Below are 19091 nucleotides of genomic sequence, written 5' to 3' on the forward strand. Positions count from 1 at the left end.
AGACTTTCTGCCATGGAGCCAATTGATTGTCTGGTCATCTACGTTCCCACCGAAGCTGCGCACGCTGTCCGGCAGGCCATTGGCGACGCCGGGGCGGGCACCCTGGGCAACTACTCGCACTGCTCGTTCAGCCTCGAAGGCACGGGGCGCTTCACACCGCTGCCGGGTGCGACCCCGGTCTTCGGCACCGTCAATTCCCCCCAAGAGGTGCCGGAAACCCGGATCGAGGCAATCTACCCTCGCTCCCGACGCAATGCCGTCCTCGAGGCCGCACTTTCCGCGCATCCGTACGAGACGCCGGCGTTCATGACCTTTCCGGCGGATGCCAGCCTGCCGGACAGAACCGGTTCCGCGGACTAGCACACGTACAGTGCTCGGCGCCCTTGCCGTGTTCCGGTTGTTGTTCATCATCGGGTCTCGCGTTCCTGATTGCGCTGAGTCGACGGCGAGCCAGGGCACCGGGCGGCGAAGAAGCGAGGCCCTCACAGGAATCCGACAGATGCGCGAGGAACAACCGTGAGCTACGAACGAGACCTGATTTTCAGTCTGCGTATCCGCGGGCTCTCGGACGATGAGATCACTCGGACCCTGGCGGACGTCCGCGCACACGAGGCCGCCACCGCGGGCTGAGCACTCACACGGACAGCATGACAGCCGTTCAAGCCGCGAACGATTCGCGGCACCGCGGAGGTGATTCGGTCACGCCGCCGGCGTCGCGGCCGATTGCTCGATCGTGACGATGCCGGCGTCGCCGTCGACGTGGATCCGCTGCCCGCTGGTCAGCCTTTGGGTGGCCACCCCCGTGCCGAGTACGGCCGGGATGCCGTACTCGCGGGCCACGATCGAGCTGTGGCTCAGCGGGCCGCCGACGTCGGTGACCACGGCGGAGGCCATCGCGAACAGTGAGGTCCAGGCCGGAGTGGTGATGCGGGCCACCAGAACGTCGCCGGGCATCATCCGGCCGAAGTCCTGGGGCCCGCTCAGCACGCGCGCGGGAGCCGTGACCTGGCCCGAGCTGGCGCCGGCGCCTTTGATGACGTCGCCGAGCTGATCCTGCGGGCCCGCCGGCATCATCGACCCGAAGGCCCGCTCCATCCATCGGCTCTCCGGCAGCAGCTGCGGGGCGGCGGCCTTGGCCTGTCCCCGCCATAGCATCTTGCGCTCTGCGACGGCACCGGCGCGGACGGGCCGGTCTGCCCCGGTAATCGCCACCGCGGCCGGTGTGCCCGGCCCGGCAAGGCCGAACTCGACGGTGCTGCGCAGCTCCCCGTGACGCAGCCAGAAGACGTCGCCGGGCTCGGCGATGACAGCGGAGTCGACCAGCCGTCGTCCGAGCTCGAACAGCATCCGCCGCAGCAGCGGCCAGGCCAGGCCGACGTCGGCCAGGGCATCCTCGCGGATCGGGGCCGCATGCTGGGCCCACCGGAGCAGGCGGAGGAAAGCGGCCCGGCGGTTCGGTCCGAGCCGGGCGGCCGTTCGGCTGGTTTCGTCCTCCCGGCGGGCGGCCGACAGCCGCTGCCGCTCATACGGATCGTTGCCCTGTCCGCGCAGGTAGAACTTCACCGTCTCCAGCAGCGGCGAGGGATCGTCGGCCGGCACCGGGCTGACGAAGTCCAGGTTGTAGACCGCATGGCCGAACCGGCCAAGATGCTCCTGGAAGCGGGGATGCCATTGCTGCCACAGTGCCGGGTCCATCCCGGCAGGCGGGGCGCCGGTGCGCTGCGACTCGACCAGCGCCGCCGTGGGTTCCTTGAGGATCGCCGGCGCCAGCGCCGGAACTTCCCGGGCCCAGACGGCGAGGTCGTAGAGCGACTTCTCGGCCCGGATGGGTTCGCTGTCGTAGCCGAGGAGGAACGTCTGGGCGGGGGGATCCCCGTCGCGCCGCACGAACTTGTCGTAATACATCCGGAAGGAGATTTCGCTGGTCGCGGCGATCGGAATGATGGACTGCACGGCCGTGTAGTAGACGGTGCCGGCGTCCAGCAGCGTCTGCACACCCTCCAGCAGTTCCTCTCCGGAGAGCTCCACGACGGGCTTCGCCGACCAGTCCTTGATCACCTTCTCGTAGCGGGGATGCGAGAACTCCCGCCAGCCGGCAACTCCCATGTGCGCCTTGCCGCGGGCCAGCGCACGGACCGCGGTCAGCGACCTGCCCATCACCCGCCACATTCCCGAATTGCGGTAATAGTAATAGGCGTAACCGTTGATGGTGGGCAGTCCGACGTCGTCCTCGCGGATGACGTTCTTGCCGACGGCGCCGGCCATCAAGGCCCTCAGCGACCGGGACACCGAGCCGTCAATGAGGTCGGCGAACAGCGGCGAGAGCGGGTCGGGCAACTGTTCCACGATGCTCGCCCGGAAGTAGAGCCCGTGCCGGTAGGGCACCGGCCAGGTGTCCGGGATGTCGGCCTCCGGTTCGGGCAGGGCGGTGATGGGCCGGGATTGCAGGATGAAGAACTCGCCGCCGGCCCGTGCCCATTCAATGTCCTGTGGCGTCCCGAAATGATCGGCAATCCGGGTTCCGTGGCCGGCCAGCTCGGCCGCCGCCCGGTCGACCAGTACGGGCTGACGACGGCGGACCGCCGGCACCGGCTGCTCCCGCGTCCCGTGTTCCGCGTAGACGGTCATGACTTCCTTGTCAGCTGTCCGGCGGGACAGCACGCGGCCGGTCCCCGCTTCGACGACGACGTCATCCGTGGTCACCGTTCCGCTGACCACGGACTCGCCCAGGCCCCACGCGGCACTGATCACAATCTGGTCGCGGCGCCCGTTGGCCGGATTGGCGGTGAACATCACGCCGGCCGCTTCGGCTTCGACCATCCGCTGGATCACGACGGCGAGGCGCACCGTGTCCGGTCCGATGCCTTCGCGAGCCCGGTAGGCCATGGCGCGCGCCGTCCATAGGGAGGCCCAGCAGTCGATCACGGCCGTGGCTAGGGCCTCCGCCCCGCGGACGTTCAGGTACGTTTCCTGTTGCCCGGCGAAGCTGGCCGAGGCGAGGTCCTCGGCCGTGGCGGAGGAGCGCACCGCCACGGCCGTGTCCCCGCTACCGAGACCTCCGTAGGCGGCGTCGAGTTCGGCCGCGATCGCGGCCGGCATGGTTCCGCCGGTGAACAGGGCACGGATCCGCTCCGAGGCGTCCTCGTAGTCCTGTGGCGCGGCCATCGGTGACAAGGCGGCGAGCTCCTGGATGCCGGCTTCGAGGTGGTTGGCCTTCACGAAATCCGCATAAGCTGCGGTGTTCAGTACAAACCCCGGAGGGACCGGCAGGCCGGCCTGAACGAGGCCGCCCAGTCCCACGCCCTTGCCGCCGGCCGCGGCGACGTCGCCTGGTCCCACATCGCCGAAGTTGTTGATGTAGGTCATGACCGTGCGTCCTTCCTACCCGGAACCCGGGCGCCCGCATTGCGCCTGATTCCCAACATACTGGCACTGCCGCAGGCAAGAGGCCATAGCTGAGCGGGGCACCGGGAAAGCCTTCCAGGAAGCCACGCGCCCGGAGGGCATGTGGGACAGCCTGGCGGCGGGCCCGACGGCGATCGCCGAGCGGGAATAGACGCCAACACCCCGGTTCGCGATGCAGGAGGGAACTTCGGCCCTCAGGCCACGGCCTGCGTCATCCGGGGCGGCGAGTCAGCCTTCAGCCTTTGGCGGGGCCGGCCGTTCTGCTGATTTCCGCACGGGTCCGACGGTTCCGTCGGCGCCGTAGTCGCCTTCCGAGTACCGGCCGACTTCGGATTCCGCGGTGCGGCCAGGTGCCGACCCGGCATCGCCGTAATTCGCCTCCACATAGCGTCCCGATTCCCTGGCCTTGTCGCCCAGGGGTTCGGGCAGGCCGCCTTCGCTGCCGGCCGCGCCGTAATTCCCTTCGATGTATTGGCCTTCCTCGTCGTCCGCATGGCGGCCGCTCTGCGCACCCGCCTTGCCGTAGTTGCCTTCGACGTACCGTCCACGCAGTTCTGGTTCTTCTGGCTTCTTGTCCGAACCTGCCTCATTCGCAGTGTCTTCGAAGCCGCTGTTGCCGGTCATGATCGTGCCTTTCCCGAGACGAACTCTGCGTCTTCTGCGGCGCAAATTAAGTCTAGCGAGGCCGCCCCTCCGGGGACAGAATCAGTGCTTTCCAGCCGTGGGCGGGGTGGGATCGTCCTGAAGGACGGAAATCAGCCGTCGGCAGGAGTGTGTCGCGGAGGGACTATTTCCCCGCTGCGGGCGAGATGCTCGGCGATGTCCCGGAGTTTGATGTTGGATTTGGAACTGACACGGCTGAGGAGGAGGAAGGCCTGCTCTGCGGTGATCTTGTATCGTTCCATCAGGATGCCTTCTGCCTGGCCGATGAGTTGCCGGGATACCAGGGCTTCGGACAGCTGACTGATTTTCTGGGAGTCGGCGAAAGCCACGGCGGCGTGCGCGGCGACCAGCAAGCCGACCTGTTCGGACTCGTCGTTGAAGGCATTGGGACCTTTCCCGTAAAGATTCAGTGCACCGAGGCGGTCGCCTTCAACGAATAGCTGGATTGAGAGCATGCTCCGTGCCCCGAGTTCCACGGCACCCCGGGAGAACGCCGGCCAGCGGCCTTCCCGGCTGAGGTCCGGGACACGAACCACCCGTTCCTGGTAGGCCGCGTCCAGGCAGGGCCCCTGGCCGGTGGAGTTCTGCAGGGCATCGACACGGCGTGGAAGGTCTCCCGAGGCGACTTCGGAGTCAACTTTCTTCCGGCCCGTCACAAGGCTGATGGATGCCTGCGCGGTCCCGGGAATGAGGTCCAGGGCGGCATGGACGATGCCGGAGAGGACGGCGTGGACGTCGTGTTCCTGCTGCAGCTCCCGAGCGAGGTCGCTGAGCTGGGTTGCCAGCTCGGCGCTGACACGGCCGTTACCGGCCCCGGCAGTGCTCATCTCTGGTCGGTTCGCGTCCATCCTGGCCTCCGCTGCTCCGCGTGGTTGAACCTAGGCCGTGTCGAGAGACGCCGCCTGGGCGACATCCTCCGTCGCTGCCCAGGAGGCGAGGAGTCTGAGCGCTTCATCGGAGGGGCTGCCGGGGATGGCGGGATAGACCGTCAGGGTGTGCCCGGGATCTTCTTCGAGTTCCATCACCTGGTAGCTCAGCTCGAGGAGTCCGACGACCGGGTGCTGGAATTGTTTCGTTCCCGAGTAGTGGCGGCGGACGTTGTGCGCTGCCCAGCGTGAGCGGAATTCGTCGCTGCGCACGGAGAGTTCGCCGACGAGTTCGGCGATGCGCTTGTCGTGCGGGAAGCGGCCGGCGTCGCGTCGCAGGATCGCGACGTTGACGTTGGCCGCACGCTCCCAGTCCGGGTAGAAATCGCGGGCACGCGGGTCAAGGAAGATGAAACGAGAGTGGTTCGCAGGACGGGCCGTGCCGCGGTACATGTCGGAGTAGAGGGCGTAGCCGAGCGCGTTGGCGGCGACGATATCCATCCGGTTGTTCCCGATGAACGCGGGCGCCGCGGTGATGGCGTCCAGTAGGTTCTGGAGCACGGGGCGAACGGCAGACGCCGCGGAGGTCGTGGGGCGGTTCCGGCTCGAGGTATTCGCTGTGCGGGCGAGGTTGTAGAGGTGGTCGTGTTCGGCGCGGTCGAGCTCCAAGGCGCGCGCAATGGAGTCGAGGACGCTGTCGGAGGCGCCGGTGAGATTTCCGCGTTCGAGGCGGGTGTAGTAGTCGACGCTGACGCCGGCGAGGCGGGCGACTTCTTCTCTTCGAAGGCCCGTCACGCGCCGCCGGCCGCCGATGGGCTCGAGGCCAGCCTGCTCGGGGGTGATGCGTCCGCGGCGCGAGGCCAGGAACGCGCGCACCTCGGCTCTGTTATCCATAGGGAAACGTTACGTCGAAACCGCGAAGCCGTGGGAGGGTCTGCCGTAACCCGTTTCATCAGGGCCGTGGCTAGGCGCGTCCATCGTTTGTTTGATGGAGAAAACCCCCAGCATTCAACGAGATGGAGAAGCATATGCACGCAACGACCATGAACGCCCCCGGCCCGTGAGCCCGTCGGCGATCTCAACGCGGGCGCCGTCGTCGGGGATCGTCCCGGCGTCGGTCGTCGCCACGGTCATCTTCCTCACCGCTGTCGCGCCGCTGGCGACCGATATGTACGTCCCGGCGTTCCCGCGCGTGACGGAGGAATTCGGCACGACGGCATCGGCGGTGCAGTTGACGCTGACGACGTTCTTCGCCGGGATGGGACTCGGACAGCTCGTCGGCGGACCGTTCAGCGACCAGCGCGGCCGGCGGATGCCCCTGGTCGCGGGCACGATTCTGATGACGGCCGCCTCGGTAGCCTGCGCCCTGGCCCCGGGCGTCGGGATCTTGATTATCGCCCGGTTCCTGCAGGGCTTCGGCGGCGGCTGGGCGATGGTCGTCGGCCGCGCCGTGATCGTCGACCGCGCCCATGGCCCGCAACTGGTCCGGGTGCTCAACATCGTCATGGGCATCGGCGGCGTCGCCCCGATCATCAGCCCCCTGCTTGGGGCGGTCATCTTGCAGCTGACCGGCTGGCGGATGACGTTCTGGGTACTCGCGGCCCTCGGCATCCTCATGACCTTGTGCGCCCTGTTCGTCGTTCCAGAGTCCCTGCCGCCCGGGAAACGGCACGCAGGCGGCCTGCGCGAATTCGGCCACGCTGCGCGCACCGTGCTGGCCAGCCGCCGATTCGTCGGCTATGTCGTCGTGGCATCCTCGGCGTTCATCGCCCTGTTCGCATACGTCGCCACGTCCTCGTTCATCCTGCAAAACATGAACGGCCTGTCGCCGGTGGCGTACTCAATAGTGTTCGCCGCCAATGCTGGCGGCATGACCGTTGCCGCCCTCGTCTCGGCGCGCCTGGCAGGCCGCGTATCCACGCGCCGGGTAATCCTCACCGGCCAGATCATCGCCCTGGCCGCGGGCGTGGCCATGCTAGCGGGAGCCCTGTGGTTTGGCACGCCGCTGCCGGTGGCTTTGGCCAGCTTCTTCGCCCTCATGGTCGCGCAGGGCCTCGTCAACACCAACGGGGGCGCTCTCGCGTCGGCGGAGGTGCCGGAGCACCCGGGAACCAGTTCCGCGGTGCTCGGGCTCGTGCAATGGACCACCGCGGGCATCGTCGCACCGATCGCCGGCTTGGGCGGCTCGGACACCGCGGTCCCCATGGCGGCACTGATGATCGCCGGAGCCTTGCTGTCCCTTGCTGGGCTCCTCGTCCTGGCCCGGCCTGCCGCCCGCAGCTTCGGTCCGCTTCTTCAACCGCGGCACGGTGACATCGAGCGGGTGGGTCAGCGCCGTGAGCCACCAGGCCCCCGGTCGAGGGATACCGCCGCATGTTCGAATTGTCCCCGGCCGGACGGGGGCACCCGCGCAACACCAGCGCGGGCACCCGCCGGCTAGGAGGTCGTGCTGGAGGCCAGAACGCCCAGGCCGAGTGCGGCGATGATGCCGCTGCTGCCGCGTTCGAGCCAGGCACTCACCCGGGGGCGCTGCAGCCAGGCCATGGCCTTCGCGGCCGCGATGGACACGGCCACCAGATAGAGAAAACCAATGACGCTTTCGATGACACCCAGCACCAGGGCGGTGTCCAGCGTGTTGCCGCCGTGCGGAATGAATTGCGGCACGACGGCGAGGTAGAACAGGCCGACCTTGGGGTTGAGCAGCGTGGAGAGCGCGCCGGCGCCGAACCCCGTCTTTCGGCTGTAGTTTCGGCGGGGAGCGTGCCCGGTCGTTGCGGAAGGAGTTGCGGTACGGCGGGCCCGGATCAGCGACGAGATCCCCAGATACAGCAGGTACAACCCGCCTGCGATCTTTAGCCAGCGGAACACTTCGGCGGAGTCCTCCAGCACGGCGGCGAGTCCCACTCCCACCAGCGCCGCCCAGACCATGGATGCCACAGCCGAGCCGAACGCCGCGGCAATGCCGGCCCCGGCATTCTGCAGCGAGATCCGCAGCACCAGGAACGTATCCGGGCCCGGGGTGACGGAGAGCAACAGGCACAGCCCGGCAAAGGCGAACAGGGTCACGGCAGTCATGGGGACTATTGTCCGCGGGCCGGCCGTCTGGTGGCAATTGTGGCAGCCCCGCGCCGTTGCCCCGCCCGCGGTTCCGGAGACCCGGCGTGGTGCCCGGCTCCGGTCTTTCAGGGGGCTTGGGGGTGTCTGACAGACACTGCCACCGAAGGCCCGGCCTGCGTAGCGTGGTGAACGTGGACAGAAAAGAGGAAATCCGTGAGTTCCTGATCTCGCGGCGCGCGAACGTCAGCCCGGACAGGGCCGGTATCCCCAGCTACGGGGAGTTGCGCCGCGTCCCGGGCCTTCGCCGTGAGGAAGTGGCGCAGCTCGCCGGGGTGAGCACGGACTACTACACGCGGCTGGAGCGCGGCAGCATACGAGGCGTCTCAGACGGGGTACTCGAGGCGGTCGCCTCGGCCCTCCAGCTAGATGAGGCCGAGCAGGCGCACCTGATGGACCTGGCGCGGACGGCCAACACCCCGGCACGTCGGGCGCCGCGGCGGCCACCGCAGCAGCGGGTCCGCCCCGGCATGCTGCGCCTCCTGGATGCCATGACCGGAGTGGTTGCCCTGGTGCAGAACGGCCGTTCAGACGTGCTGGCCGCCAACCTGCTGGGCCGTGCGCTCTATGCGGAGGTGTTCAACTCCGCCGCGCAGGCGGCCCCGGACACCCCGGCCCGGCTGCCCAACCAGGCGCGCTACCTCTTCCTGGATCCGCACGCAGCGAATTTCTATCCCGATTGGCGCGCGGTCGCCGCCACTACGGTGGCGATGCTGCGCCTGGAATCGGGGAGGAACCCGCGTGACCGGGCGCTCAACGAACTGGTCGGGGAGCTGGCCACGCGCAGCGGGATGTTCGCCGCGCTTTGGGCCGGGCACGACGTGCGGATCCACACCACGGGGACCAAGCGCTTCCACCACCCGGTCGCCGGGGATTTGTCCCTGCAGTTCGAGACGTTGCACCTTCCGGGCGATGAGGGACAGGTGCTGTTCACCTTCACAGCGGAGCCCGGCTCTGCATCCGAACACGCGTTGGCGTTCCTCGCCAGCTGGGCGGCTTCGCCTCCCGAAACAACCGTCGCCGGCAATCCCGCCGGTGGAGCAACCGGCCCTGAGTTGCGTTCCGACGCGCAACCGGGGACACGTCACCCAGGAAAGACAGAACCACATGACTGAACAGGAGCACATGGCTGGGCAGGAATACCTGAGAGGGCAAGAGGACAACATGACCGAGAAGAAGGTCTGGTTCATCACCGGTGCCGGCCGCGGCATGGGCACCGACATCGCGAAGGCGGCCCTGGCTGCCGGCCACGGGGTGGTTGCCACCGGCCGCAACCCGGGAAAGGTCGCCCGGGCCATAGGCGAGAACGAAAATCTGCTGGCTGTGACGCTCGACGTCACCGACCCCGCCGCCGCGGGAGCGGCGGTGCAGGCCGCCGTCGACCGGTTCGGAAAGATTGATGTTCTCGTCAACAACGCCGGCAACTTCTACGCCGGATTCTTCGAAGAGATCACCCGGAGGACTTCCGGGCGCAGATCGAAACCACCATATTCGGGCCCATGAACGTCACCCGCGAGGCCTTGCCGGTCCTGCGGGCCCAGCGCTCCGGGCTGGTCGTCACCATCTCCTCCACCGCCGGCATCGCGGGCGGGGAGTTCCTTTCCGCCTACGCCGCCTCCAAGTTCGGGCTGGAGGGCTGGGCGGAGTCGCTGGCCCTGGAAGTCGCCCCATTCAGCATCCGCACCATGATTGTGGAGCCAGGGTTCTTCCGCACCGAACTTCTCACCCCCGAATCCACCAGCTACGCCGTTTCCACCATCGAGGACTATGCCGAGAGGACCGAGCAGACGGTCACCGCGTGGAAAGGCATGAACGGCCTGCAGGGCGGTGACCCGGCCAAGCTCGCCGACGCCCTAATCCAACTCACCGAGCTGGACGAGCCGCCGCTGCGCTTTGCCGCCGGCGCCGACGCCGTGGGGGTCTTCGAGACCCGGGCCAAGGAGCTGCTTGCCCAGGCCGACGCCCACCGCGATCTCTCCAGCAGCCTCGCCTACGATGCCTGACACGGCCAATGCCGGCCACAGGTCCGATCGCGAATGCGAAGCAACCGGGTTTTGAGCCGTGCCCCGACAGGGCTGCGCTGATTCCCGACTCCACCACAGCGGCTCCATGACACGCTAAACGGCCGCACCCCACCGGACCCAACTCATGAGGACGCACCCTTGACGCCAGAGTCATCCATCGCCGAAACACCGGCGCCCGCCGCATCACGACAGTCGCACCCGGCATCACCACAGTCGCTGCCCGAGGGAACGGTCCCCGCCCCGAGGTTTCCGCGGGGCGGCCTGCTGATCCTCGCCGCGGCGGGTTTCACCGCGGTCACCACCGAACTCCTGCCGTCGGGGCTGCTGCCGCAGATCAGCCGCGACCTCGGGGTGGAGGAATCAGCCGTGGGTTCCCTGACGGCCGCCTACGCGGCCGTCATCGTCTTCACCGCGCTTCCACTCTCAAGGCTGCTCGCCGGGCGGGTTCCCCGTAAGACGTTGTTGATCGCCACCGTCCTCGCGTTCGCGGTCAGCAACGTGATGCTGGCACTCAGCCCCGTCCTCGGCCTGGCCATTGCCGCCAGGCTTCTGGGCGGCGTGGCCCACGGGATGCTGTGGTCCAGCATGGCCCCATACGTGGCACGGATCGTTCCGGCGCATTCGGTCGGTAAGGCCATGGCCATCGTCTTCAGCGGCAACAGCATCGCCCTGGCCGTCGGCGCGCCGATCGGCACGCTCATGGGATCGGTGCTGACCTGGCGTGACTCCTTCCTTGTCCTGGCGGGAGTCGGAGGCCTGCTCGCCTTGCTGGCGGTCTGGGTGCTCCCCGCTGCTCCGGACGGGGGCGGCGCTACAGCGCCGTCGCTGCGCGGAGCCCTGAAGCTGCCGGGCGTGATAGCCGTGGCCACGGCCTGGCCGCTCCTGCTTCTGGGGCACTTCACCCTCTTCACCTACATCGCCCCCTTCCTCCAAAGCTCCGGCCTGCCGGACGCCTTCACGGGCATCTCCCTGTCCGTGGTGGGGGTCGCCAGCCTTCTCGGGATCTGGATCGCGGGCCTGACGGCGGATTCGCGTCCGCGACGCTCCCTGCTGTCCGCGGTGGCCGTGCTCGTGGGAGCCTTCGCCCTCTTGCCCGTACTGGGCGGCACCTGGGCGGGGGAACTTGCGCTGGTGACGTTGTGGGGAGCCGCGTTCGGGGCCATCGGCATCTACAACCAGGCGGCGATCCTCCGCGCCGGCGGAGAGCACAAGGACGCTGCCAACGGCCTGACGGTGGTCACCATCCAGCTGGGCATCGCCGTCGGCGCCGGGTACGGCGCCGTGGCCCTAGGCGCCGTCGGCGCCCGGTTCGTGCCGCTGGCAGCAGCAATCCCGACGGCGGCAGCCCTCGCGATCATCCTGGCCAGCCGCCGCGGCGGCTACCCCGCCGGCCCCCGCGAAACGCGCAAAGTCCGGACTTCAGCAATCTCGTGAGCGGCCACTGGCCGCCGGCGGGCCAGCCACCATCGAATCACGCGTTTCAGGTGTCCCGGCGGCCCAGGTCCAAACCCAGGCTGACGGTGGTTGGTGCCGGGTTGGAACCGCAACCCTCGCAGCAGTCGCCCGCCTCGGCACCGAGAGACGCCGCCGGGTGCGGGACGGCGCAGCAGACGTCGCCTTTCCAGGCGTTGATTCCTTCGCGGACAGCGATGACAGCGATGACCAGCGCGGCGCCGGCGTCCGCCCACCACCAGCCCAGCGCGCTGTTCAGGACCAGCCCGAGCAGCAGAACGGCGGAGAGGTAGGTGCACAGCAGGGTCTGTTTGGAATCTGCCACCGCCGTCCGGGATCCGAGCTCGCGGCCGGCCCTGCGCTGCAGCCAGGACAGCACGGGCATGATGACAAGGCTCAGCGCGGCGATGGCGATGCCCGGCGTCGAATGCCGCGCCTCGCCGCCGCCAGCCAGGGAGGTCACGGAGTCGAAGGTGACGAAGGCGGCGAGGGCAAAGAAGGAGATGGCGATGAGGCGCAGCGTCAGGTGCTCGCGCCGCTCCGGATCGTTGGCGGAAAACTGCCAGGACAGGGCGACGGCGGACGCAACCTCGATCACCGAGTCCAGCCCGAAACCGATCAGCGCGGAGGAGTCGGCGACGCCCCCGGCCCAGAGGGCGACAGCGGCTTCAACGATGTTGTAGCTGATGGTCGCGGCTGCGAACAGCCGGATGCGGCGGCTCAGCACGGCGCGGCGGACGGGATCGGGTGCCGCCGTGGTGCCCGTCATGCCAGGCACGTCCCGTCGGGAGCGCAGCAGGCAGGATCCACGGCCAGGACGACGCCGAGCAGGTCGCCGATCGCGTGGCCGAGCCGGGCATCGGCCAGCTCATAGCGGTTCCGCCGGCCGTCCGGAACAGCCACCACGAGCCCGCAGCCGCGAAGGCAGGTGAGATGGTTGGACATGCTCTGCCGCGAGACCCCGAGCGAGTCGGCGAGATCGGAAGGGTAGGCCGGCGCCTGGGCCAGTGCCAGCAGGACCCTGGCCCTGGTCGGGTCCGAGACGGCATAGCCGAACCGCGCCAGTACCGGGGCGTGCGTGAGTGTCTCCATGACTTCAAAGTACAGCCGCGGATGTATTCAGGCAATCGTGTAGCGAGAGTGTGTCGGGATCCGGTTCAGCTGCCCGCGGGCCCGGGCCCGGGCTCGGGACGGCTCTGTGTGAGGCATAGGTTTCCCGGGTTTCCCTGGTTCATCCGGCGGGGTGGTGGTCGGTGGCGCGCATCCGGACGGCGACCAGGATGCCTGATGCCCCGGTGAGGGCACCGACGGCGGCGACGGCCGCCGGGATCCCGTAGGCGTCCGCGAGGATGCCGGCGAGCAGTGCACCGACGGCGAATCCGCCGTCGCGCCATAGGCGGTAGATGCCCACCGAGCGGGCACGCCATTGCGGGTGCGCGACGTCACCGATGGCGGCCAGCAGGGTGGGGTAGACCATGGCGGTGCCGAGCCCGAGGAGAGCGGCGGCGGCGAGCCAGATGCCGAAGCCGGTGCCCAGTGCGATCATGCCGAGGGCCGCGGCCTGGACGAGCATGCCGCCGACGATCAGCCATTTCCGGCCGTATTTGTCCGAGAGTGCGCCGGTGACAAGTTGGGCGGCGCCCCAGACGGCGGGGTAGACGGCGGCGAGAATGCCGATCTTTTCGATGCTCAGCCCCGCAGCGGCAAAGAGGACGGGAAACAGTCCCCAGGCGAGGCCGTCATTGAGGTTGTTGACCAGGCCGGCCTGGCTGATCGAGGAGAGGGACCTGTCCCGGAAACTGGTGAGGGTGAAAATCTCCCGGTTGTTCAACTGTCCGTGCGCGCCGGCATGGGCGGACGTGTGGCCGGCTGCCTCCAGCCGGGCGTGGCCCCGGGTTTCCTTGACGGCGAAGACCGAGAGGCCCAGGCCGAGCGCGATGTAGGCGGCGCCGAGCAGGAAGGGCCCCGGCCGGAGCCCGTAGTGGGCGGCGATGTAGCCGGTGGCCAGGGCGGTGCCGGCGACGCCGAGGTACCCGGCGGCCTCGTTCAGGCCCATCGCCAGGCCGCGGCGGGACGGGCCGGCAAGGTCCATTTTCATGACCACCGTGGTGGACCACGTCAGGCCCTGGCTGATACCCAGGAACACGTTTGCGGCGACGATCCAGGCCCAGGACGGTCCGAAAATCAGCAGCAGCGGGACGGGGAGGGCAATCAGCCAGCCGGCGACCAGCACCGGTTTGCGGCCGTAGCGGTCCGAGAGGGTGCCGGCAAAGTAGTTGGTCCCTGCCTTGGCGACCCCGAAGGCCAGGATGTAGGTCAGGGCCGAGGTGTAGAGGTCCAGGTGGAATACCTGTCCGGCCAGCAGGGGCAGCACTGTGCGTTCCTGGCCGAGGGTCCCGCCGACCAGGGCGTTGACGGCGACGAGAAGCATGAACTGGGCGATGTTCTGACGCAGGCCCAGGGCAATTGCGTCCCCGGTGCCTTCGCGTATCTTTCCGGTGCGGCTGTCCAGATTCAAGGCGGCGAGGACCTTCGTTTCTTGCGCGCCGGGTGAAGCTCCGGCGGCTCAGTGGTATTCCATAGAAACATGGAATAGTATCTTTTCCAGTATTACATGGATTTTTGGAGGAGTGCGTGGGAGACAAGACCAGGAAATCGGAGCTGTTCGAGGAATTCGCCCGGGTCGGCAAGGCCCTCGCCAACGGGAAACGGCTGGAGCTGTTGGACCTCCTCAGCCAGGGCGAGCGGAGCGTGGAGACCCTCGCCGCAGCCGCCGGGCTGGGGCTGAGCACCGCTTCCGCCCACCTGCAGGCCCTGCGCCAGTCCGGACTCGTCACCACGCGACGGGACGGCAACCGGATTTACTACGACATCGCCGGCCCCGACGTCCTTCGGCTCTACAGCCTGCTTCGGTCAGTTGCTCAGGAGCGCGTGGCCGATCTCGAAGCCAAACGGGCCGCCTACCTGGGGCTCGGGCAGGGCCGGGCGGGCGGCGAGGAGATTACGCGCGAAGAGCTGCTGGCCCGGGCCGGCGCCGGTACCGTGACCGTCCTCGATGTGCGTCCGGGCGAGGAATTCGAGGCCGCTCACATCCCCGGGGCGATTTCCATCCCGCTCGAGGAGCTCCGGGGCCGGCTCTCCGAGCTGCCCGAGGACCGGGAGGTCGTCGCCTACTGCCGCGGTGCCTACTGCGTCCTGGCCTACGAGGCCGTTGACCTGCTGCATTCCGCCGGCCGTCGGGCTCGTCGGCTGAACGAAGGCATGCTGGAATGGCGGCTTGGCGGGTTCGCTGTGGAAGGCGCCGCAGCCTAGGCCGGTCTGTTGTGAACCCTGCGCCGAAATCCGTCAGGGTTCTAGCACTTGACCTCAGCCCGGAGGTCACGAATGGCGGCTTCGACGTTGGATGCCTCGTCGCGGAGGGAATTGGTTGCCTGAGTCAAAGTGGCGTCGTCGGGCACCGCGGCGACGGCCGCATTGAACTTGGCCTCGGCCGCTTTGACGGCATCGGCCCGCTCTTTGGCGAGGTTCTCGCCCGCCTTGACGAGATCTTCGTAAGCCTTCGTGACTTCATCCCGGGCAGCGCGGACCTCCTCGATCGTGGCATCGGGCTTGAGCGTGGCCTTGAAATTCGCCAGGGCCGCGGCATGGGCATCGGCCGCGGCGCAAACCTGCGACGTGCTTGCCGGCGGGCTCGAGACGGTCAGTGTCGGAGTGGGGGTGGCTGCCGGCGGGCTGGCCGGGCTGCACCCGGTCAGCAGTGCGACGGCGGCCCCGAGCGCGATGGATCCCAAGATGATGGGGTGAGGTCTCGGCATTGGAAGCTCCTCTACCAGTGGGGTGTCGGCTCTGAGCATCGCGGGCCATGTTCATCGTCTGCCTCGATGCGGGCGTGGGCCTCACCCGCAGGGGGTGAAATCCCTCTCCGCTACCCGGCTTCCGTCGCGGCGTGCACGTGGATCACGGCCACTATTGCGGATTCACAATCCAGGGTCTCGGGCTCCGGTCCGGGCAGGAGGAATTGCATTGGAACCAGCTTCCGCCCCTCGCCGGTCCGGGCAGATCCGGCCAGGAGGACCACGGCGACGGCGGTGGAAGAAATGGCAACGCGTCCGTCCTGCAGCTGGACGTCAATCGCCCCCGAACACGCGGACCGGCGCGTGATGAGGTTGATGACGGATGTGGGTCCGGTGACAACCTTGACCGCCACCTCGTCCTCGCCGGAGAAGGCTACGGGCCGGCCCTGACACACCGCGCGTTCGGCACCTGCGACGTCCAGGATCAGGGCTGAGGGGGTGGCCACGAGGAACTGCCGGTCGGCGTCGTCGAACGTCGAGAACGCGGCGTCTTGAACGATGTCGGCCACGCTGATGCGCCACCAGAACCCGGTACTCCGGATCTCGGTGTTCTCGCCCGGAGCCGGAAAGACGGCAATTTCACGGGTGGTGCCTGCCCCGTTTTTCCAAGGCATTCGGGGCAGGCGGTCCGTATGAACGATTGAACGCTGGTGGAGCGGTGTAGCTGGCTGTGAAGGGCTAGGCACGGTGCGGGGAGCCGAGCTCGACGGGTTCTTCATCGATCAGGTAGGCGGCCTCGGAGTGGGCCGCGATGTCGATACCGAGCAGTTCATCGGCCTCGTGAATCCGGAGCCCCATGGTGACGTTGAGGACCTTGGCGATAATCCACGTCACGGCAAAGGAGTAGGCGAGCACGGCCACGGTTGCCACGGCCTGGATGCCGAGGAGGTCCAGGCCCCCGCCGTAGAAGAGCCCGTTTACCTTGTTCGGGGCAGCGTCGGTAGCGAAGAGGCCGATCAGGAGCGTTCCGATGATGCCGCCGATCAGGTGCACCCCGACGACGTCGAGCGAGTCATCGAAGCCCAGCCGGAACTTCAGTTCAATGGCCAGGGAGCATACGGCGCCGGCGATGGCCCCGATGGCCAGGGCGCCGAGCGGGCTGACCGCGCCGCACGCCGGGGTGATAGCGACGAGGGCCGAGATCAGGCCGGAGGCGGCTCCCATGCTGCTGGCGCTGCCGAGCCTGAACCGTTCCACCAGTGTCCAGGCGAGCAGGCCGGCGGCGCCGGCCACCGCGGTGTTCAGGAATACGACGGATGCGGACTGGCCCGCGGTGAGGGCGGACCCGGCGTTGAAGCCGAACCATCCGGCCCAGAGCAGCCCGGCGCCTACCAGGACGAGGGGCCGGCTGTGGGGTTTGGCGTGTTCGCTCTTCGGCCAGCCCGCGCTGCGTCCCAGGACCAGGGCAAGGGCGAGGGCGGCGACGCCGGCGTTCATGTGCACTGCGGTTCCGCCGGCGAAGTCGATGGCCTTGAGGCTGTTGACGATCCACCCTCCGGTGACGCTGCCGTCTGCCGAGGTAAAGGCGAAAACCCAGTGAGCGACCGGAAAGTAGACCAGCGTTGCCCAGAGGGCTGCGAACGTCATCCAGGCGCCGAATTTCATGCGCCCCGCAGCGGCGCCGGCAATGATCGCGGTGGTGATACCGGCGAAAAACAGCTGGAAGGCCGCGAACAGGGCCGCCGGTATGGGTGCGGCCGGGTCTTCGGCGAGCAGCTGCTCCATGCCGAAATACTCGGTGACGTCGCCTATGAGGCCGGCGCCGCCGACCGAGTTGCCGAAGACTATCGAGTATCCGAACACGGCCCACAGCACGGCGACGATGCTCACGCCGCCGAAGCACATCATCATCATGTTCAGGATCCGGCGGGACCCCACCATGCCTCCGTAAAACAGGGCCAGGGCGGGGATCATCATGCAGACCAAGGCGCTGGCGGCGAGGATCCAGGCGACATCTCCAGAATTCATGGAAACTCTCCAATCGGGGAACGGGTTCTGGCGGCCGGAATGGCCGGGGAAGTTTAGCGGGTGCGGGTAAGCCTCAGCCCGCTGGCGACCGAGTCCCGGTATCTGCGGTGTGCGGCGGGCCCGGGCGGTTTCGGCCCCCACAATCGAGTAGTGGGGTGAAACCATGATTCACGCCAGTGAACGACCATGGGTTTCGGTGGCGTTAATTCCGCGTTCCAATCGGGCGCCGGGGCCGTCATCCGGATTTAACAAACAGGGAGCACGTCCGTAACATCATTTTGACTACTGTGGTTCAACAAGGTTTCCCAGCAGGTAACAACGATTGAACAGGACAGTTCCGATGACAAGTCTCGCAACCCCTGCACTACCAAGTGCCTCTGCGCTATCAACCGCCGCGGTCCCGACGAACGCCGGAGACATTTCCCTGGCGGACATCGCCAGGGCCCATGACGTCCGCTTCATTCTTGCCACGTTCGTCGACATGACCGGCAAGCCCTGCGCCAAGCTGGTTCCGGTCGAGGCCGCGGACGAGCTCGAGCGCGGAGCCATGGGGTTTGCCGGCTACGCGGCCGGACTGATCGGCCAGAAGCCGCAGGACTCCGACCTCATTGCGGTCCCCGATCTGGCCTCCTTCACGCCCGTGCCGTTCATCCGCGAGGGCCTGGCGATCGTGCACTGCGATCCGCACGTGGACGGCAAGCCGTGGCCCTATGCCCCGCGCGTCATTCTGAAGAACACGCTCTCCCGCCTTGCCGGGCAGGGAATGCAGGCCAAGGTGGGCGCGGAAGTGGAGTACTTCCTGGTCAACAAGAACCCCGACGGCTCCCTGAGCACAGCCGACGCCCGTGACGACTCGCCCCGCCCCTGCTACGACGCCCGCGGCGTCACCCGCATGTACGACCACCTGAGCTCCATCTCGGAGGCGATGAACGGCCTGGGCTGGGGCAACTACGCCAACGACCACGAGGACGCAGCCGGCCAGTTTGAACAGAACTTCAACTACGCCGACGCCCTCACGACGGCGGACCGGGTGGTCACTTTGCGCTACATCCTGAACATCCTTGCGGAGCAGCGCGGCATGACCGCCACGTTCATGCCCAAGCCCTTCACCGACCGGACCGGCACCGGCCTGCACTTCCACCTCTCGCTGTGGTCCGGCGCCAAGGCGCTGTTTCCCGGGGACGACGGCGGACGGGGACTCGGGCTGTCAGGCCTTGCGTACTCGTTCATTGGCGGCATCCTCAACCACGCGCCGGCGCTCCAGGCGTTCCTGGCCCCGACGGTCAACTCCTACAAGCGTTCCGGGGCGACCACAAGTTCCTCCGGCGCCACCTGGTCGCCCCGGAAGGCCTCGTTCGGCGGAAACGACCGAACCCACATGATCCGGGTCCCGGACGAAAAACGGATCGAACTCCGCTCCGGGGACGGCTCCGCCAACCCCTACCTGGCCATCGCCACGGCGATTGAAGCCGGGCTGGACGGGGTCGCGAACGCCACCGACCCGGGAGCGCCCTCCGGCCCCGGCGAGGCGAAGCCGGAGGCCCACCTTCTTCCCGCGACGCTGCTGCACGCCGTCGAGGCCCTGCGCCGTGACCCGGTCATCCTCGCCAGCCTCAGCGGCGATGAGGAAATCGGCAGGTACTACGCGGACGCCAAGGAAGAGGAGTTCCTGAGCTGGCACAACCAGGTCAGTGACTGGGAAATCCGCGCATATTTGACTTCAATCTAGCCCGTCGTCGATCTGA

The 19091-nt window shown here is 67.9% G+C and carries 17 protein-coding genes and 1 pseudogene; 7 read left to right on the forward strand and 11 right to left on the reverse strand.

All coding sequences use genetic code 11. The annotated features are described in order from the left end of the window. Positions 1-12 precede the first annotated feature (12 nt). Entirely contained in the window at positions 13-360 is a 348-nt protein-coding gene (locus LDO15_RS00455) for a hypothetical protein (RefSeq protein WP_223982738.1), read from the forward strand. A gap of 339 nt (positions 361-699) precedes the next feature. On the opposite strand, the gene LDO15_RS00460 is transcribed toward LDO15_RS00455, so the two are convergent. The 4 genes from LDO15_RS00460 to LDO15_RS00475 all read right to left on the reverse strand — a co-directional run bounded on the left by LDO15_RS00460 (position 700) and on the right by LDO15_RS00475 (position 5828). Beyond that, positions 700-3366: a PEP/pyruvate-binding domain-containing protein gene (locus LDO15_RS00460; protein ID WP_223982740.1), complete on the reverse strand. Its 2667-nt coding sequence runs from the start codon at positions 3364-3366 to the stop codon at positions 700-702. 267 nt (positions 3367-3633) lie between these two features. Beyond that, positions 3634-4029 carry a hypothetical protein gene (locus tag LDO15_RS00465; protein ID WP_223982742.1) on the reverse strand — a complete coding sequence of 132 codons (396 nt, stop codon included), beginning with the start codon at positions 4027-4029 and terminating at the stop codon, positions 3634-3636. Positions 4030-4160: 131 nt separating this feature from the next. Next, entirely contained in the window at positions 4161-4895 is a 735-nt protein-coding gene (locus tag LDO15_RS00470) for a GAF and ANTAR domain-containing protein (RefSeq protein WP_223982745.1), read from the reverse strand. Between the two features lie 51 nt (positions 4896-4946). Then, a complete protein-coding gene (locus LDO15_RS00475) occupies positions 4947-5828 on the reverse strand; it encodes a helix-turn-helix transcriptional regulator (protein WP_223982748.1) in 882 nt (293 codons plus the stop codon). A gap of 166 nt (positions 5829-5994) precedes the next feature. Between LDO15_RS00475 and LDO15_RS00480 the strand changes: the two genes are divergently transcribed. Beyond that, on the forward strand, positions 5995-7374 hold the full coding sequence (locus LDO15_RS00480; RefSeq protein ID WP_223982751.1) for a multidrug effflux MFS transporter: 1380 nt from the start codon (positions 5995-5997) through the stop codon (positions 7372-7374). On the opposite strand, the gene LDO15_RS00485 is transcribed toward LDO15_RS00480, so the two are convergent. Continuing rightward, complete coding sequence (locus LDO15_RS00485) at positions 7371-8009, reverse strand: LysE family translocator (RefSeq protein WP_223982754.1); 639 nt, start codon at positions 8007-8009, stop codon at positions 7371-7373. The genes LDO15_RS00480 and LDO15_RS00485 overlap by 4 nt on opposite strands. A 173-nt stretch (positions 8010-8182) precedes the next feature. Here LDO15_RS00485 and LDO15_RS00490 point away from each other — a divergent pair, with 173 nt between their 5' ends. The 3 genes and pseudogenes from LDO15_RS00490 (at position 8183) to LDO15_RS00500 (ending at position 11506) form a co-directional block, all read left to right on the forward strand. Next, entirely contained in the window at positions 8183-9163 is a 981-nt protein-coding gene (locus LDO15_RS00490; protein WP_223982756.1) for a helix-turn-helix transcriptional regulator, read from the forward strand. A gap of 94 nt (positions 9164-9257) precedes the next feature. Then, a pseudogene (locus LDO15_RS00495) lies at positions 9258-10051 on the forward strand (SDR family oxidoreductase). A 159-nt stretch (positions 10052-10210) separates the two neighbouring features. After that, a complete protein-coding gene (locus LDO15_RS00500) occupies positions 10211-11506 on the forward strand; it encodes an MFS transporter (RefSeq protein ID WP_223982759.1) in 1296 nt (431 codons plus the stop codon). A 46-nt stretch (positions 11507-11552) separates the two neighbouring features. Here LDO15_RS00500 and LDO15_RS00505 read toward each other — a convergent pair whose 3' ends face one another. From LDO15_RS00505 to LDO15_RS00515, 3 genes are all read right to left on the reverse strand, one after another. Further along, positions 11553-12293 carry a cation transporter gene (locus LDO15_RS00505; RefSeq protein WP_223982762.1) on the reverse strand — a complete coding sequence of 247 codons (741 nt, stop codon included), beginning with the start codon at positions 12291-12293 and terminating at the stop codon, positions 11553-11555. Next, positions 12290-12616, reverse strand: a complete 327-nt coding sequence (locus tag LDO15_RS00510) for a winged helix-turn-helix domain-containing protein (RefSeq protein WP_223982765.1) — start codon at positions 12614-12616, stop codon at positions 12290-12292. Before LDO15_RS00510 ends, LDO15_RS00505 begins: the two co-directional genes overlap by 4 nt. Positions 12617-12755: 139 nt before the next feature. Further along, positions 12756-13955: an MFS transporter gene (locus tag LDO15_RS00515; RefSeq protein ID WP_223987650.1), complete on the reverse strand. Its 1200-nt coding sequence runs from the start codon at positions 13953-13955 to the stop codon at positions 12756-12758. A gap of 203 nt (positions 13956-14158) precedes the next feature. On the opposite strand from LDO15_RS00515, the gene LDO15_RS00520 reads away from it, so the two are divergent. Beyond that, complete coding sequence (locus LDO15_RS00520) at positions 14159-14836, forward strand: metalloregulator ArsR/SmtB family transcription factor (protein ID WP_223982768.1); 678 nt, start codon at positions 14159-14161, stop codon at positions 14834-14836. A gap of 41 nt (positions 14837-14877) precedes the next feature. Here the strand turns inward: LDO15_RS00520 and LDO15_RS00525 are convergent, their stop codons facing one another. The 3 genes from LDO15_RS00525 to LDO15_RS00535 all read right to left on the reverse strand — a co-directional run bounded on the left by LDO15_RS00525 (position 14878) and on the right by LDO15_RS00535 (position 17346). Continuing rightward, positions 14878-15339 carry a hypothetical protein gene (locus LDO15_RS00525; protein WP_223982771.1) on the reverse strand — a complete coding sequence of 154 codons (462 nt, stop codon included), beginning with the start codon at positions 15337-15339 and terminating at the stop codon, positions 14878-14880. A 110-nt stretch (positions 15340-15449) separates the two neighbouring features. Next, entirely contained in the window at positions 15450-15992 is a 543-nt protein-coding gene (locus LDO15_RS00530; protein WP_263428336.1) for a HutD family protein, read from the reverse strand. Positions 15993-16056: 64 nt separating this feature from the next. After that, entirely contained in the window at positions 16057-17346 is a 1290-nt protein-coding gene (locus LDO15_RS00535) for an ammonium transporter (protein WP_223982775.1), read from the reverse strand. Between the two features lie 340 nt (positions 17347-17686). Between LDO15_RS00535 and glnT the strand changes: the two genes are divergently transcribed. Then, complete coding sequence (glnT, locus tag LDO15_RS00540; RefSeq protein ID WP_223982777.1) at positions 17687-19075, forward strand: type III glutamate--ammonia ligase; 1389 nt, start codon at positions 17687-17689, stop codon at positions 19073-19075. Positions 19076-19091 lie beyond the last annotated feature (16 nt).

It is taken from the genome of Arthrobacter sp. NicSoilB8, from assembly GCF_019977355.1.
Taxonomy (GTDB): Bacteria; Actinomycetota; Actinomycetes; order Actinomycetales; family Micrococcaceae; genus Arthrobacter.

Excerpts from the sequence above, each read along its gene's own strand:
- LDO15_RS00455 (WP_223982738.1), top strand. The coding sequence starts at position 13 with ATGGAGCCAATTGATTGTCTGGTCATCTACGTTCCCACCGAAGCTGCG.
- LDO15_RS00460 (WP_223982740.1), bottom strand. The coding sequence starts at position 3,366 with ATGACCTACATCAACAACTTCGGCGATGTGGGACCAGGCGACGTCGCC.
- LDO15_RS00465 (WP_223982742.1), bottom strand. The coding sequence starts at position 4,029 with ATGACCGGCAACAGCGGCTTCGAAGACACTGCGAATGAGGCAGGTTCG.
- LDO15_RS00470 (WP_223982745.1), bottom strand. The coding sequence starts at position 4,895 with ATGAGCACTGCCGGGGCCGGTAACGGCCGTGTCAGCGCCGAGCTGGCA.
- LDO15_RS00475 (WP_223982748.1), bottom strand. The coding sequence starts at position 5,828 with ATGGATAACAGAGCCGAGGTGCGCGCGTTCCTGGCCTCGCGCCGCGGA.
- LDO15_RS00485 (WP_223982754.1), bottom strand. The coding sequence starts at position 8,009 with ATGACTGCCGTGACCCTGTTCGCCTTTGCCGGGCTGTGCCTGTTGCTC.
- LDO15_RS00505 (WP_223982762.1), bottom strand. The coding sequence starts at position 12,293 with ATGACGGGCACCACGGCGGCACCCGATCCCGTCCGCCGCGCCGTGCTG.
- LDO15_RS00510 (WP_223982765.1), bottom strand. The coding sequence starts at position 12,616 with ATGGAGACACTCACGCACGCCCCGGTACTGGCGCGGTTCGGCTATGCC.
- LDO15_RS00515 (WP_223987650.1), bottom strand. The coding sequence starts at position 13,955 with ATGCTTCTCGTCGCCGTCAACGCCCTGGTCGGCGGGACCCTCGGCCAG.
- LDO15_RS00525 (WP_223982771.1), bottom strand. The coding sequence starts at position 15,339 with ATGCCGAGACCTCACCCCATCATCTTGGGATCCATCGCGCTCGGGGCC.
- LDO15_RS00530 (WP_263428336.1), bottom strand. The coding sequence starts at position 15,992 with ATGCCTTGGAAAAACGGGGCAGGCACCACCCGTGAAATTGCCGTCTTT.
- LDO15_RS00535 (WP_223982775.1), bottom strand. The coding sequence starts at position 17,346 with ATGAATTCTGGAGATGTCGCCTGGATCCTCGCCGCCAGCGCCTTGGTC.
- glnT (WP_223982777.1), top strand. The coding sequence starts at position 17,687 with ATGACAAGTCTCGCAACCCCTGCACTACCAAGTGCCTCTGCGCTATCA.